7 protein-coding genes are annotated in these 14,592 nt (G+C 69.1%); 5 read left to right on the plus strand and 2 right to left on the minus strand.

Going from position 1 to position 14,592, the window contains the following annotated elements:
* Positions 1-119: 119 nt before the first annotated feature.
* Together ACQPW1_RS05260 and ACQPW1_RS05265 are read left to right on the plus strand one after the other, a co-directional pair.
* Positions 120-1,358 (plus strand): serine hydrolase domain-containing protein, encoded by a 1,239-nt coding sequence (locus tag ACQPW1_RS05260; RefSeq protein WP_433661635.1) that lies wholly within the window; start codon positions 120-122, stop codon positions 1,356-1,358.
* A gap of 56 nt (positions 1,359-1,414) precedes the next feature.
* Complete coding sequence (locus tag ACQPW1_RS05265; protein ID WP_433661636.1) at positions 1,415-3,052, plus strand: long-chain fatty acid--CoA ligase; 1,638 nt, start codon at positions 1,415-1,417, stop codon at positions 3,050-3,052.
* Positions 3,053-3,106: 54 nt separating this feature from the next.
* On the opposite strand, the gene ACQPW1_RS05270 is transcribed toward ACQPW1_RS05265, so the two are convergent.
* Complete coding sequence (locus tag ACQPW1_RS05270; RefSeq protein WP_433661637.1) at positions 3,107-3,499, minus strand: SCO5389 family protein; 393 nt, start codon at positions 3,497-3,499, stop codon at positions 3,107-3,109.
* A 63-nt stretch (positions 3,500-3,562) separates the two neighbouring features.
* On the minus strand, positions 3,563-4,609 hold the full coding sequence (locus tag ACQPW1_RS05275) for an NAD(P)H-dependent flavin oxidoreductase (RefSeq protein WP_433661638.1): 1,047 nt from the start codon (positions 4,607-4,609) through the stop codon (positions 3,563-3,565).
* A gap of 248 nt (positions 4,610-4,857) precedes the next feature.
* On the opposite strand from ACQPW1_RS05275, the gene ACQPW1_RS05280 reads away from it, so the two are divergent.
* From ACQPW1_RS05280 to ACQPW1_RS05290, 3 genes are all read left to right on the plus strand, one after another.
* Entirely contained in the window at positions 4,858-5,688 is an 831-nt protein-coding gene (locus tag ACQPW1_RS05280; RefSeq protein WP_433661639.1) for a M23 family metallopeptidase, read from the plus strand.
* 91 nt (positions 5,689-5,779) lie between these two features.
* Positions 5,780-6,766 carry a DNA-binding response regulator gene (locus tag ACQPW1_RS05285; RefSeq protein WP_433661640.1) on the plus strand — a complete coding sequence of 329 codons (987 nt, stop codon included), beginning with the start codon at positions 5,780-5,782 and terminating at the stop codon, positions 6,764-6,766.
* A gap of 376 nt (positions 6,767-7,142) precedes the next feature.
* Positions 7,143-14,489, plus strand: coding sequence for an amino acid adenylation domain-containing protein (locus ACQPW1_RS05290; protein WP_433661641.1), 7,347 nt, complete (start codon positions 7,143-7,145; stop codon positions 14,487-14,489).
* Positions 14,490-14,592: the final 103 nt, after the last annotated feature.

Below are 14,592 nucleotides of genomic sequence, written 5' to 3' on the forward strand. Positions count from 1 at the left end.
ACACCCACAGCGCCACCGCCGGTCGCCGACGCAACGATCGTGGCACATGAATCTGGCCTGGATACGCGGAGAGGCGGGACAGGTAGCATTCGCGATGTGACGTGGCTCATGGCTGGTATGTGCTGAACCATGCTGACGCGCGTCCGGACCTCTCGAAGCTGCCTGACCTGCTCCATCGGAGCCGGATCCCGGACGATCTCGAGTCCGTCGCGGCCATCGGCGCCGAGGCGGAGCCGACTGCTCTCGGTTTGCCGGCCGACTACGCCGAGCGGATCTGGCGGCGAATGCAGCTGGTGTATCGCAGCGGCGTCCATCCGGCCGTCCAGGTGTGTATCCGTCGGCACGGCGTGGTCGTCTTCGACCGAGCACTCGGCCATGCTCTCGGCAACGGCCCGGACGACGACGCGGATACGCCGAAGGTGCCCGCCACCCCGAGCACCCCGTTCGTCACCTACTCGGCTTCGAAGGGCGTCACGGCATTCGTCGTGCATCTGCTCGTCGACCGCGGGCTGATCGAGCTGAACGCGCCGATCAGCAAGTACATCTCCGAATACGGTTGCCACGGTAAGGAATCCATCACCGTCGGCCAGGTTCTCGCGCACCGCTCCGGCGTGGCGAACTTGCCGAGGGAGGCGTTGACGGCCGAGGCGGTCGCGGATCGTGAACTGCTGGTGCGGAATCTGTGCGCGGTGCGGCCGTCCGTACCGCCCGGCCGATTCCAGTCCTACCACGCACTATCCGGTGGATTCATCCTCGGCGAGGTGGTCTACCGGGTCACCGGCCAGGACATCCGCACCGTGCTGGACGAGGAGATCCTGCGCCCGCTGTCCTTCCGCTGGACCAATTACGGTGTGGCGCCGCAGGATTTGCCCGCGCTCGCCAGGAACTATCGGACCGGGATCACCCCGATGCCGCCGCTGTCGCTCGCGATGGAACGTCTGCTCGGGGTGTCCTTCGCCGAGGCCGTCGAAACCGGCAACGATCCCGCCTATCTGGGCATCATCGCGCCCGCGGCGAACGTGGTCAGCACCGCGAACGAGCTGTCGCGCTTCTACGAGATCTTTCGGCGCGGCGGCGAACTCGACGGCGTCCGGGTGATGCGGCCGGAAACCATTGCGGCCGCGCTGGTTCCGCAGTCCCGGATCGAGCCCGACCTGTCGCTCGGCATGAACTTCGGCTTCGGTTACGGCCCGATGCTCGGTGGCCGGGTGGTGAGTCGGTATGGCCTAGGCCCACGCAGGCTGCGTCCAACTCGTTCGCCGACTGATTTCGCGAGCACATGGGTAACTCGCCGGGGACGGGCTAATTCCGCCCACCGCACTACCGCCGGCCGCCAACGGAACTACCGTGGCACCTGAGTCTGGCCTGAATCCGCGGAGAGGCGGGACAGGTCACTGAAGAAAAAGGAGTTCCGATGTTGAGCACCATGCAGGACGAGCCTTTGTCGCTGGCGACGTTGCTGCGCTACGCATCGACGTTTGTCGGCGATTCGACCGTGTCCACCTGGACCGGTACGGGCGTGCGCACCATGACCTATCGCGAGCTCGGCGCGGACGCGGCGCGGCTGGCGAACGCGTTGCGCGAGCTGGGCATCGGCATCGGCGATCGAGTCGGCACCTTCATGTGGAACAACAACGAGCACATGGTGGCCTACATCGCGGCACCCGCGATGGGGGCGGTGCTGCACGCGCTCAACATCCGGCTGTTCCCCGATCAGCTGGTCTACGTGGCCAATCACGCCGAGGACAAGGTGGTGCTCGTCGACGGCACACTGCTGCCGATGTTCGCCCAGTACCTGCCGAACCTGAAGACGGTCCGGCACGTCATCGTGGTCAACGGCGACGCGTCCACACTGTCCGCCCCGGACGGCGTGCAGGTGCACTCCTACACCGAACTCCTTGCCGCGCAGTCGGATACCTACGACTTCCCGGTGATCGACGAACGTTCCGCCGCGGCAATGTGTTACACCTCCGGTACCACCGGTGACCCGAAGGGTGTGGTGTATTCGCACCGCTCGAACTGGCTGCACGCGATGCAGGTGTGCTCGCCGAGCGGTATGGCCTTCACCGGCCGCGACACCATCCTCGCCATCGTCCCGCTGTTCCACGCGAACGCCTGGGGCATCCCGTACGCGGCGCTGATGTCGGGCGCGAATGTGCTGATGCCGGACCGCTTCCTACAGCCGGGCCCGCTGCTCGAGCTGATGGCCTCGGAGAAGCCGACGTTCGCCGCCGCGGTGCCGACCATCTGGGGCGGCGTGCTGGCCGGCCTGGCCGCGCACCCGCAGGACATCACCCACCTGCGCACTGCGGTGGTCGGTGGTTCCGCGGTGCCGCCGTCGATGATGCGGACCTTCCAGGAAAAGCACGGCGTGCGAATCCTGCATGCGTGGGGCATGACCGAGACCTCACCGCTGGGCAGCGTCGCGCATCCGCCGACCGGCGTGACCGGCGAGGACGAGTGGGAGTATCGCTACACCCAGGGCCGATTCCCGGCGAGCGTGCAGGCCAGGCTGGTCGGCGACGATGGCAGCGTGGTCCCGAACGACGGCGAAGCGCTCGGCGAGCTGGAGGTTCGCGGCCCGTGGATCACCGGCTCCTACTACTCGCCGGACGGCGCCGAGGTCGACCCGGACAAGTTCGACGACGGCTGGCTGCGCACCGGTGACGTGGGCAAGATCAGCCAGGACGGCTACCTCACCCTGGTGGACCGGTCCAAGGACGTGATCAAGTCCGGCGGCGAATGGATTTCGTCGGTGGACCTGGAGAACGCCGTGATGGGTCACCCGGCCGTCGCCGAGGCGGCCGTGATCGGCGTGCCGGACGAGAAGTGGGACGAGCGGCCGCTGGTGGCGATCGTGCTCGCCGAGGGCGCCGAGGCGAAAGCCGATGAGCTGCGCGACTTCCTGGCCGACAAGTTCGCGAAATGGCAACTGCCGGAACGCTGGACGTTCATCGCCGAGGTGCCGAAGACCAGCGTCGGCAAGTTCGACAAGAAGCGCCTGCGCGCCCAGTACGCCGATGGCGACCTGACGGTCACCACGCTGTCCTGATCGCGGTGAGCCCGGCGCGAAAGTACTTGCCGCGCCGGGCTACTGCGTAGGCGATCAGCAGTTACGCAGTTCCGGGCTCTGATTCAGCAGCTGAGCCCTGGTGCCGATGAACGTGCTGTAGGTCTCGCCACCGACCGCGGAAAGCGGGAAGACGGCCACCCGATGGCAGTTCTGGAAGGCGATTTTCACGCCGAAGTGCCGTTCCAGCCCGCCGCGGATCGCGTCGGAGGCCATGGCGCGCAGCAGCTGCCCACGCGCCACCTCGTCCGGCGGCGCGACCAGGTTGTCGGCGTATTCTTCGGTGCCGGAACGCAGTTCACCGGCTACCCGGCTGACCACTTCCCAGGCGTAGGGCAGCGACTGGCGCACCACCTCGACGAAATCGGCGTCGTCGACTTCACCGCGTTCGGCGCGTTCGAGCAGTGGGGCGGGGACATCGAGGGACATAGCGCTCTCCTCCAAGGGTGGATGGCTGATGCGATGCGTCCCGATTCTAATCGAAAGTCGTTGTCAACAATCCTGGATTCGCCGCGAAAGTGCTGCTTTCAGTGCGGTTTTCGTATCCGTCGCCAGGGTGCGGACCAGTTCGCCAGCCGGTAACTCGGGTGCCAGGGTGTGGGTTTGTCCGGCCCAGAGGTTCACGTTCTCCGGGTTGCCCGCGGCCCGCGCTTCGGCCCGCAAAGGCGCGGTGGCGTAATGGATTTCCGGATACGCGACGGGCGCGGTCGCGCTGTGCTCGACCATGAATCGGTTGCGCAGGCCACGGGCCCGGCGACCGGTGAAGGCGCGGGTGAGCATGGTTGGGGTGTCGGCGGCGAGTGCGGCGCGGTGCACCGGATTGGTGCCCGCCTCGGGGCAGCGCAGGAACACCGTGCCGAGTTGCACGGCCGCCGCGCCCGCGGCGAGTGCTGCCGCGATGCCGGCGCCCGTGCTGATGCCACCGGTGGCGACCACCGGCTTGTCCGTCGCCGCGGTCAGGATTTGCAGCAGCGCCAGCACGCTGAGCGGATCGGTGGCGTCGTCCTCGGTCCGGTCGACGAAGGTGGCGCGATGCCCGCCCGCCTCCGCGCCCTGCGCGATCAGTACATCGGCACCGCGCTCGACCGCGATCTGCGCTTCGGCCGCCGAGGTCACGGTCACCCAGCTCTCGGAGCCGACGGCACGCAGCCGGGCGATCTCCTCGGCGGTCGGGCAGCCGAAGGTGAAGGAGACGACCGCGACCGGATCGGCGACGAGCAGATCCAGCTTGGCGTCCCAGTCGTCGGTGTCGCACTTCGCGTCGCCGACCTGATGGTCTCGCGCGAGCTCGGCAAGGTAGTCGGCGAATGCGGCCGCGGGCGTAGCCGGGCCGGGCACGAAGAGATTGACGCCGAAGGGGGAGTCGGTCGCGGCGCGGGTGGCGGTGATCCGGGCGGCGGTGTCGGTCGCGCTCAGATAACCGGCGGCCAGCAGGCCGAAGCCACCGGCTTCGGCGACCGCGGCGGTCAACTCGGGAGTAGAGGGGCCACCGGCCATCGGGGCAAGGACAATCGGGACACGCAAGTCATCGATGATCACGACTCCAGTTTGGCCTACTGGACGGGTGACCCGGTATTTACCTGCGTCTTTGCCGCAGAAGGTTGCGGAATGGTCACGACGGGGTAGAGTTCCCGTCACAACGGATGCCAAACCGTTACATCGCAAGCTTCACCGGATCGTTACCGAACCGGTCCGCGACAGGCCCGGCACCGCTGAACCACTAGTTCTTCGGACGCAAGGACGCAGCTTTGTCGCATCATCGGGTAGGCCCCAGTTCTATTACCGTCATGAGCCTTATCGGCGATGATATCTCGGGTCGGCCGACGCGGCATCGCGTCGAGTCGACCGCGACCGAGCGGGTGAAGGTCGCCGCCGGTGTCGCGGTCGCCGCGGGCGCCCTGATCGGCACCGTCTCGCAGATCGCCCCGGCCGTCGCCAGCCCGCTGCTCCCCGGCGCGCACGACGGCGACGAGGCCGACGCTCCCATGACCTTCCGCGGCACCGGCATTCTCCCGGTCGCCCAGACCAAGGTCGCCACCCCCGCACCGGAGGCCCCGGCCCCCGAGGCGCCGGTCGCCACCCAGGTCGCCGCTTCCGTCGCCGCACCGTTCGGCCTGCCGAACCTGCCGCCGGAGATCGCGGGCCCGCTGGCCCAGGCCGAGCAGATCCTCAAGGGTGTGCAGCAGCAGGTCGCGCCCCCCGCCGCCCCGATGGGCGCGGTGCGTCCGGTCGGCGGCGAGATCAGCTCCGGATTCGGCAGCCGCTGGGGCGAAATGCACTACGGCCTCGACTTCGCCGATCAGATCGGCGCCCCCATCCACTCGGTGAGCAACGGCACCGTGATCGAGGCGGGCCCCGCGTCCGGCTTCGGCCTGTGGGTGCGCGTGCAGCAGGACGACGGCACCACCGCCGTCTACGGCCACGTCAACGAGATGCTCGCGCACGTCGGCCAGCGGGTCAACGCGGGCGATGTGATCGCCACCGTCGGCAACCGGGGCAACTCGACCGGCCCCCACTTGCATCTGGAGATCTGGGATCAGGGCGGCAACAAGATCGACCCGATGCCGTACTTGGCAGCCAAGGGAGTGCCGCTGCAGTGGGGCCCCTCGGCGCACTGATTCCGCTGCCCGGCTTGATATTCCGCCGATCTTCGCACCCGCTTGTGGCCATGGCTCCCCACCAGGACCGGTCGGTCGATAGGCTCGGGTCGTGACAGAGCTGGGCGACATCTTCGAGCCTGGATCGCCGCACGGCCGCACCTATGCCGTGCTGGTGCATCATCCGCGATCGAGTCTTGCCGATATCGCGCAGTACCTGGGCGTTTCGGAGGAGACCGCAGCGGCCTCGTTGAACGTGCTTGCCGACCTGCGCGCCGCCGTGCGCGTGTCGGCCCCCGACGGCGCGTCCGCGGTGTGGGACGCCCATGCCCCGGAGTCGTTGTCCGAGGCCGAGGCTCGGCGACGGCAACAGCAGATCAACCAGATGCACACCGCCGCAGCGCGGCTCAGCGAGACGTTCCGCTCGGTGCGCCGCTCGCCGCGCAGCAACGGCGCCGTGGTGCCGGTCTTCGAACGCCTGGAAATGCTCGCCGATTTCGAGGAGATGCAGACCAGCGCACGCACCTGCGTCAAGGTGGTCGAGCGCGGGCCCTATCTCAGCGACGTCGAGCGCGAGCGACAGCTGTTCCAGCTCAAGCGGAATCGGCTCGGCGAGGGCATCCGCTACCAGACGCTCTACCAGGACACCATCTATCAGGACGCGGAACGGCTGCGCCACGCGCTGTCCACCAATGCCAGTGGGGCACAGGCCCGGACGTTGCCCGAGCCGCCGTTCAAAATGATCATCAGCGACGACGAACGCGCTAGCCTGGTGCTGCACGTCGACGAACGCCGCCCGGACCCCATGGGCTTGCGGATCACCGGCTCACCCGCGCTGGACCTGCTGATCAAAACGTTCGACGTGCTGTGGTCGCTGGCCGCGCCCATCTCGGTGAACCCGACCGCGGAGGCCCTCGACGAACGCGACCGCGCGATCCTCACGCTGATGGGTCTCGGTGCCACCGACGACACCATCGCGCGACGGCTCGGGATGTCTCGGCGTACTGTGGTCCGCCGGACCGCGCGACTACTGGAGCGGCTCGGCGCGAGCACCCGATTCCAGGCCGGGGTGCAGGCAACCCGGCGTGGTTGGTTGTGAACTAGTTCACCGATCCGGGTACTCCTGCAACACGACCGGTTCGATACCGATATAAACCCTGGCATCTGGCTGGACACCGCTTCCATGGGGGTAGCGGCGGATGTGTGACGAAGAACAGGAGCCGAACAAGGGGGGCGCGGACCGCATGTGAGGGAGCGCAGCGAGCGAACCAAAGACACAGCGCGGTCTTCCGCGCACGACGGAGCCGAGCGCCAGCGAGGCGCAGTCGTGTGCGGGCCGTAGTAATCCAAGACAGCAGGCGTGGCAACCGATCAGTCCCTTATATGATTGCTCGGACCGCGCTGGCCCCGGACGATACGCCCTCGATATGGGTAGGGCCGGGTCCTAGCTCGATGCGAGAGGTGAATGCACTCGAATGGAAACTGCCCGTCGTTCCGCTCGTGGTAGCCGTCGCCGCAGGTCGGGCAGCCCGCTGTTCGGGCAGTTGCTGACCGCCGCCGTTGAATCCGAGGCCAATGAGGTCGCCGTTCGCTTCAATCCGTCGGGTCAGCTCGACGACGAACGCCAGCTGACCTACGCCCAACTGGACGCCACTTCCTCGCGGCTGGCCAGGGAACTGATCGAACGCGGTATCGGTCCCGGCGACGTGGTCGCCATCGGCATCGCCCGCAGCCTGCAGTCCGTGGTCGCCGTGTGGGCGATCGCGAAGACCGGCGCGGCGTACGTGCCGGTGGACCCGGCGTACCCGACCGATCGCATCAACCACATCCTGTCCGACTCCGGCGCCACGGTCGGCCTGACCACTTCGGCGCACCGCCCGGTGCTCGGCACCGGCGTGTACTGGATCGAACTGGACGACCCGGTGCAGGCCGCGCGCATCGCCGCCCGCCCCGAGCACCCGATCTCCTACACCGACCGGGTGCGTCCGCTGGACGAGCGGCACCCGGCCTACGTCATCTACACCTCCGGTTCGACCGGTCGCCCCAAGGGCGTCGTGGTCACCCACACCGGACTGGCGGGCCTGGTGGCCGCCGAACGCGACCACTACGGCGTGACCGCCGATTCGCGAGTGCTGCATGTGTGCTCGCCGAACTTCGATGTGTCGATCCTGGAGTTGCTGCTCGCCTTCTCGACGGGCGCGACGCTGGTGATCGCGCCGCCGTCGGTGTTCGGCGGATACGAGCTCGCCGACCTGCTGCGCCGCGAACGCGTCACGCACATGCTGATCACGCCGGGCGCGCTGGAATCGGTCGACCCGACCGACCTGGACGACCTGCGCGTCGTGGTGGTGGCCGGTGACAAGTTCGGCCCGGAACTGGTCGGCCGCTGGGCCGCGGACCGCGAGTTCTACAACGGCTACGGGCCCACCGAGGCCTCCATTCTCGCGACGAGCTCGGCGCGGATGCTGCCGAACGACGCCATCACCATCGGCTCGGCGATTCCGGGAGTCGGTGCGTTCGTGCTGGATTCGCGGCTGCGGCCGGTGCCCGCCGGGGTGGTCGGCGAGCTGTACCTGTCCGGTCCCGCGCTCGCCCAGGGGTATCTCGGCAAGCCGGGGCTCACCGCGGAACGCTTCGTGGCCAGCCCGTTCGGCGCCGACACCGATACGCCGGGCGCGCGGCTGTACCGCACCGGAGACCTGGTGCGCCGCACCGAATCCGAAGACGGCGGCGTCATCGAGTACCTCGGCCGCTCCGACTTCCAGGTCAAGATCCGCGGCTTCCGTATCGAACTCGGCGAGATCGACAACGCGCTGACCGCGCACCCGGACATCGACTACGCCGCCACCCTCGGCAAGACACTGCCGTCCGGCGCGACCGCGCTGGTGTCCTACGTGCTGCCGCGCGCCGGAACCACCGTCGACACCGGCGAACTCGCCGAGTTCATCGGAGAGTCGCTGGCCGCGTACATGATTCCGGCCGCCATCATGGTGCTCGACGAGATCCCGCTGACCCCGGTCGGCAAGCTGGACCGCGCGGCACTGCCCGCGCCGGTGTTCGCCGCCAAGGCTTTCCGCGCCCCGTCCACCCCGGTGGAGGAGATCGTCGCCGACGTGTTCGCGGCGCTGCTGATGACCGGCGACGAGGGCCGGGTCGGCGTGGACGACGACTTCTTCGAACTCGGCGGCAATTCGCTGCTCGCCGCGCAGGCCGCCGCCCGGATCGGGTCGGCGCTGCAGGTGCGAGTGCCGGTGCAGCTGCTGTTCGAGGCGACCACCGTTGCCGCGCTCGCCGAACGAGTCGAGCAGCACGCGGGTTCGGCCGCCGGTCAGGCGTTGCACGCCCGGCCGCGCCCGTCCAAGGTGCCGCTGTCCTACGCGCAGCAGCGGATGTGGTTCCTGAACCGGTTCGATCCGGCCAGTGCCGTCAACAACGTTCCGGCCGCGGTGCGGTTGTCCGGCCAGCTCGATATCGACGCGATGCGCGCCGCCGTGCGCGACCTCGCGGAGCGGCACGAGGTGCTGCGCACCCTGTACCCCGAGGTCGACGGCGAGGGTTACCAGCGGGTGCTGGCGACCGGAGATCCGCGCGCGGTACCGGAATTCGTGGTCGAGCAGGCGACCGAGGCCGAGCTGCCCGGGCTGGTCGCCGCGGCGGTGACCGAGGGCTTCGACGTGACCGTCGCGCCGCCGGTGCGGGTGCGGCTGCTCGAGCTGAGCGAGACCGAGCACGTGCTGGTCTGCGTGGTGCACCACATTGCCGGTGACGGCTTCTCGATGGGCCCGCTGACCCGCGACCTGATGGCCGCCTACCTGGACCGGATGCGCGGTGGCGCACCGGAATGGCCGCCGCTCGAGGTGCAGTACGCCGACTACGCGATCTGGCAGCGCGAGATTCTCGGCGCCGAGGACGACCCGGAATCGGTGCTGGCCAAGCAGATCGACTACTGGCGCACCGAATTGGCCGCGCTGCCCGAGCAATTGGAACTGCCCGCGGACCGGCCGCGGCCCGCGGTCGCGTCCAACCGCGGCGCCACCCTGGCCTTCGAGATCGGCCCGGACGTGCACGCCGCGCTGAGCCGCCTTGCGCACGGCCACAATTCGACCCTGTTCATGGTTGTGCACGCCGCGCTCGCGGTGCTACTCGCCCGCCTGTCCGACACCAAGGACATCGCCGTCGGCACCCCGGTCGCCGGTCGCGGTGAGGCCGCGCTGGACGATCTGATCGGCATGTTCGTCAACACCCTGGTGCTGCGCACCGATATCGACTCCGGCGTGACGTTCGACGAGCTGCTGCGCGAGGTGCGCCGGATCGACGTCGAGGCGTTCGGCCACGCCGACGTGCCGTTCGAGCGGCTGGTGGAGCTGCTGGATCCGGCGCGTTCCGCGGCCAGGCACCCGCTGTTCCAGGTGATGCTGACCTTCCAGAACCTGGCGCGCACCGAACTGGAACTGCCCGGCCTCTCGGCGTCGGCGGTGGATCTCGCGATGCCCCTTGCCAAGTTCGATCTGCAGCTGGCCTTGGTCGAGCGGATCGACAGACATGGTGCGGCCGAAGGCATTTCGGCGGCCTTCACCTACGCCACCGACCTGTTCGACGAGGCGACCGTGCAGGACTTCGCCGACCGCTTCGGCCGGATCCTGGCCGCGGTCGCAGGCGATTCCGATATCACCGTCGGCGATATCGACGTGCTCGCGCCGGGTGAACGCGAGCTGGTGCTGCACGAGTGGAACAGCCCGGGCGCCTCGGTGCCCGAGGTCACCCTGGTCGATCTCATCGGTGCCCAGGCCCGCAGGCGACCGGACGCGGGCGCGATCCGCTACGGGGACACCACACTCACCTTCGGCGAGTTGCAGCGCCGCGCCAACAAGGTGGCGCGGGCACTGATCGCGCAGGGCGTCGGCCCGGAATCACTGGTCGCCGTTGCGGTTCCGCGCACCGAGGAGCTGCCGATCGCGCTGCTCGCGGTGCTCACCGCGGGCGCTGGATACCTGCCGATCGATACCACCTACCCCGCGCAGCGGTTGGAGTTCATGCTCTCTGACGCCGCTCCGGCGTGCGTCCTGACCACCGCGAGCGAGCTGGAATCCGTTCCGGCGGGCGATATTCCGGTAATCCTGCTGGAGGACGCGGACGACTTCGCCGATGGTCGGGTCCGTACCGCCGAGCGGACCGCACCGCTGCGGCCGGACAACCTGGCCTACGTCATCTACACCTCCGGTTCGACCGGCGTGCCCAAGGGTGTCGGCGTCGCGCACCGCAATGTGGTGCAGCTGTTCGCGAACACCCAGGGGCTGTTCGAATTCGACGAGACCGACGTGTGGACGCTGTTCCACTCGTTCGCGTTCGACTTCTCGGTCTGGGAGCTGTGGTGCGCGCTGGCCAACGGCGGCACCGTCGTGGTGGTCGATTACCTGACCTCCCGGTCGCCGGAACTGTTCCGCGAGTTGCTGATTCGCGAGCAGGTCACCGTGCTCAACCAGACCCCGTCGGCGTTCTATCAGCTCGCCGAGGCCGACCGCGCCGCGCAGGCCGCCGATCAGGCCAAGTTCGCGCTGCGCTACGTGGTGTTCGGCGGTGAGGCACTGGACCTGCGCCAGCTGCAGCGCTGGTACGAGCGGCACGCGGTGGACGCCCCGTGGCTGGTCAACATGTACGGCATCACCGAAACCACGGTGCACGTGTCGTTCCTGTCGCTGGACGAGCAGATGGTCGACAACGCGGCCAGCGTCATCGGCCGCGCGCTGCCCGGCCTGGACGCCTACGTGCTCGAGGACCGGCTGCACCCCTCGCCGGTCGGCGTGGCAGGCGAGATCTACGTCGCCGGGACCCAGCTGTCCCGCGGCTACCTCGGCCGTCCCGCGCTCGCCGCGACCAGGTTCGTCGCGAATCCGTTCGGCGCGCCTGGAACTCGGATGTACCGCACCGGCGACATCGGCCGCTGGGTCGGCTTCGGCGGGCAGGCGACGCTGGAGTACGCCGGTCGCGGCGACCAGCAGGTGCAGTTGCGCGGCTTCCGCATCGAGCTCGGCGAGATCGAGTCGGCGCTGGTGCGCTGCCCCGGCGTGAGCCAGGCGGTGGTGCTGGTGCTCGCCGACGAGAACGCGGGTGACCGGCTCATCGGATACGTCGTGCCCGACACCGGATCTCAGCTCGACCCGGTCGAATTGCGCAGCCAGGTCGGCGAATTCCTCACCGGCTACATGGTGCCGGACGCGATCGTGGTCCTGGACGCGCTCCCGCTGACGCCGAACGGCAAGCTGGACCGAAAGGCCCTGCCCGCACCGGAATTCCTCAGCACCGCAGCCTTCCGCGCGCCGAGTTCGCCGGTCGAACAGGCGGTCGCCGAGGTGTTCGCCGGACTGCTCGGCGCCAACGAGATCGGCCTGGACGACGACTTCTTCGGCCTCGGCGGCAACTCGCTGCTGGCCACCAGGGTGGTCGCCCGGATCAACGAGGCGCTCGACGCGAACCTCGTCGTGCGCGAACTGTTCGAGTCGCCCACTGTCGCCGCGCTGGCCGCCCGCGTCGTGCCCGGCGCGGCCAAGGCGTCCGGCGCCCGACCGCCGCTGGCGCGGATGCCGCGCACCGATCAGGTGCCGTTGTCCCTTGCCCAGCAACGGATGTGGGTGCTCAACCAGTTCGATCCGGACTCGCCCGCCTACAACATCCCCCTCGCCATCCGGCTGTCCGGCGTGCTCGACGTGCCCGCGCTGCGCAACGCCGTCGCCGACGTGCTGGAGCGGCACGAGACCCTGCGCACCCGTTACCCCGCGGACCCGTCCGGGGTGGCCCACCAGGAGATCCTGTCGGTCCGCGAGTCGCTGCCCGGCGGCCTGGAGACCGTGTCCACCGCGGACCCGATCGGCCGCATCACCGAGCTGCTGGCCACCGGATTCGATGTGACGCAACAGGTTCCGGTGCGCGCACTGCTGCTCGCGGTCGGCCAGGACGAGCACCTGCTCGCGCTGGTCGTGCATCACATCTCCGCCGACGGTGCCTCGATGGCCCCGCTGGCGCGCGACCTGGTGACCGCGTATCTCGCGCGGATCGGCGGCAATTCGCCGCGCTGGTCGCCGCTGGAGGTGCAGTACGCGGACTTCGCCAGCTGGCAGCGCACCGTCATCGGCACCGATGACGACGAGAACTCTATCGCCGCACGGCAATTGGCGTACTGGCGCGAGCAGCTGGCCGGACTGACCGGCGAGCTGAACCTGCCGCTGGACCGCCCGCGCCCCGCCGTTCCGTCGATGCGCGGCGCCTCGACCGGCTTCGCCGTCTCGCCGGAGGTGCACGCGGCGCTGGTTCGGCTTGCGCGCGAACACAATTCGACGTTGTTCATGGTCGTGCACGCCGCGCTGGCGGTGCTGCTGGCCCGGCAGTCGAACAACAGCGATATCGCCATCGGCACGCCGATCGCGGGTCGCGGCGAACGCGCGCTGGACGAGCTGGTCGGCATGTTCGTCAACACGCTCACCCTGCGCACCGCCGTCGAGCCGAGCGTGTCCTTCGCCGAACTCGTCGATCGGGCCCGCGAGACCGACCTGGCCGCCTTCGCCAACGCCGACATCCCGTTCGAGCGGGTCGCCGAGGTGGTCGCCGCCGGTCACGCGACGGTCTACAACCCGCTGTTCGGCGTGGTGCTGTCGTTCCAGAACAACGAGCAACCGAAGCTGGAACTGCCCGGCCTGACGATCACCGGACTGGACGGCGGCGAGATCGCGGCCAAGTTCGACCTGCAGGTGAACGTCGACCCGCGGCACAACGCCGAGGGCGCGCCGGACGAGCTGATCACCGCGATCACCTACGCGACAGACCTTTTCGACGAGTCCACGGTGCAGGCGCTGTGCCGCAGGCTGGAGCGGGTGCTGACCGCGGTGGTCGCCGATCCGCAGGTGCGGGTGGGCGATATCGATCTGCTCGACGCTCAGGAGCGCGAGCGGGTGCAGTCCGCTGCGGAATCGGCACAGGAGCCCGCCACCTCGGGCGCGACGACCACCACCGGAACCGCGCTGACGCAGGCACTGACCGCCGTGGTCGAGGACGACCCGGATGGTCCCGCGCTGGTCGCCGGTGAGGACGCGGTGTCCTACCAGGAACTCGACGCACGGTCGTCCCGCCTGGCCCGGGTGCTCGCCGCCCGTGGCTGCGGCCCCGGCGACGGTGTCGCGCTCCGGTTCGATCGCGGTGTCGACGCGGTGGTGGCGACCTGGGCCGTGCTCAAGGCCGGTGCCGCCGTAGTGCCGCTGGCATCGGTCGACGCACCGATTCCGGCCGCTCCGGTCGTCAAGGTCGGGCTCACCAGTGCTGCGGCCCCGACGGCAGGCGATGTCGACTGGCTCGTGCTCGACGATCCCGCGGTGGCCGCCCAGATCGCGGCCGAGTCGCCGCGGCCGGTGACCTACGCGCACCGCACGCGAGTGCTGCGCGGCACCGATCCGGCCTTCGTCGGGGCGCGCACGATCGGCTACGACGAGCTGGCCGGTGCGGCAGACCAGTTGCGCACGGGCACCGAGCTGACCTTCGAATCGCGCACCTTCCAGTTCGGCGGTCCGGCGGAGCTGGCGTTGATCGAGGTGGTCGCGGCGGGATCGTGCGGGGCCTCCATGGTGCTCGTGCCGGACGATGCCGACCTGACCGAGGCGCTCGCGGACGAGTGGGTCAGCCACCTGCTGACCGACCGCGCGGGAGCCAGTACCCTCGATCCGACGGCCCTGGAGGATCTGCGGGCCGTGGTGCTCGCCGACGGCGGCGATGTCAGTAGCGCATGGACGCAGGTGGCGACGGTGGTCGCGCTGTCCGATGTGCTGCGTGCGGGGTAAAACCCGGCTGGTACCGGGTGCAAGCCCCTAAAAACATGACTAGGGTCACTCGGGACCGGTTTGCCGAATCAGGGCGGCCGTTGCAAGGTGTGGCTTCAACATG

The sequence above is a fragment of the Nocardia sp. CA-128927 genome (assembly GCF_050955855.1).
Lineage (GTDB): Bacteria > Actinomycetota > Actinomycetes > Mycobacteriales > Mycobacteriaceae > Nocardia.